The organism is Fusibacter sp., assembly GCF_057447755.1.
This window is the reverse complement of the sequence record NZ_JBVBZF010000529.1, coordinates 1-1,539: the sequence shown is the minus strand read 5'-3', so window position 1 is coordinate 1,539 and position 1,539 is coordinate 1. Positions and strand designations below refer to the sequence as shown.

Sequence of the window (1,539 nt, the reverse complement as noted above, 5' to 3'; positions counted from 1 at the left end):
TCATTGGTCGATTTTTTAAATGGCGGTTTAAAAATTTAAAAGGCTTAAGGGTCAGTAGCTACAGGGTTATTGAAAAATCCCTCTACACTAGAATTTTGAATCAAGAGCTAGACTTTATTTATTTGAGTGCTGAGCTACTGGGGTATGCCGAAAAAGTTGGAAATGTTGAAATCACAAGGCATTTAAGGCTTGAAGGCCAGTCCGGATATACCTTTATGAAGCTCGTAAAATTAGGCATCAAGTTACATTTTTATTATGGCTTGCCTCATATAAAGGACAAATTGCAATTAGGAAGGGATTCAAATGAAACGATTGTTAATGGTTGGCGCAGGTAGTTGCCAGATTAATGGCATCCTTAAAATGAAGGATAAGGGTTATGAGGTTGTCGTTGCAGACTATCTCGAGAATTCAAAGGGAAAATTACTGGCGGATGTTGCCGTACTGGCAGATGCCTTTAAAGTAGATGAAATATATAATTGTGCAAAAGAACTGGAGGTTGAAGGCATATTGACTGTTGGGACAGACCAACCGGTCTTGGTGGTTTCAAAGGTCTGTGAAAACCTTAATCTGCCTTGCTTCATCAGCTCTGAAACCGCACTCTGGGTAACAGACAAGAAACACATGAAAGAAAGGTTTAAGGCCTTTAATATCCCGACCGTGCCTTTTGCCATTGTAAATGCCCAGTTTGATGAGGGTGAATTAAGTCACATAAAACCACCATACGTTGTGAAGCCTGTGGACTCTCAAGGACAACGTGGTATCTTTATGGTGGATTCCATTGATGCCATTAGAGCAAAATTTGACCAGGTCTTAAAGTACTCAAGGCAAAATGAAATACTGGTGGAATCCTACTATAAAAATAGAGAGCTCACCGTCAGTGGTTGGGTTGTGGCGGATGATGTTAAAGTCCTCACCATTACAGACCGCGTCACTTTTGAACCAGAGGCACATATTGGTGTATGTATCGCACATGAGTACCCATCGATTCATTTGAAGCGGTATGAAAAGACCATCATTGAGATTACGGAAAACATTTGTAAGGCTTTTGAAATCCACCAAGGCCCCATTTATTTTCAGTATCTCGTAGGCGACCAAGGGGTCATGGTCAATGAAATTGCCTGTAGGCTTGGTGGTGCCTATGAAGACGTGACCATTCCACTGGTCACAGGTGTAGACGTTCTCGACCTTGCTATTGAAGGCTGCCATGATGCGCTCTTTGATAAAAGTTCAATAGCCAATCATGCCTATCAAGTGAGAAAACCCTTTTTTAGTACCCAGCTTTTTTTCTGTAGGCCGGGTAAAATTAAAGCCATGTCACCTATTGATGACCTTTTAAAATATGACTTTATCCACCAGCTTGGGTATAATTTCAAGGAAGGTGACACGATATCCACAATAGAAAATGCCTCACAAAGAGCCGGCTATATGATCGTGATCGGTGATGATGAAGAAACGCTCACAATGAACATAGAAAAGGCTTTTGACAGGCTACAAATCTTAGATGAAAACGGCGACAACCTAGTGATTAGAGGCAAACGT

At 41.1% G+C, this 1,539-nt stretch carries 1 protein-coding gene and 1 pseudogene; both read left to right on the top strand.

The annotated features are described in order from the left end of the window. Nucleotides 1–335 (top strand): annotated as a pseudogene (locus AC220I_RS22420) (hypothetical protein); the annotation flags it as partial. Continuing rightward, nucleotides 304–1,539: ATP-grasp domain-containing protein (locus AC220I_RS22415; protein ID WP_486726092.1), on the top strand; the 1,236-nt coding region annotated here is incomplete at its 3' end. The pseudogene AC220I_RS22420 and the gene AC220I_RS22415, both read left to right, overlap by 32 nt.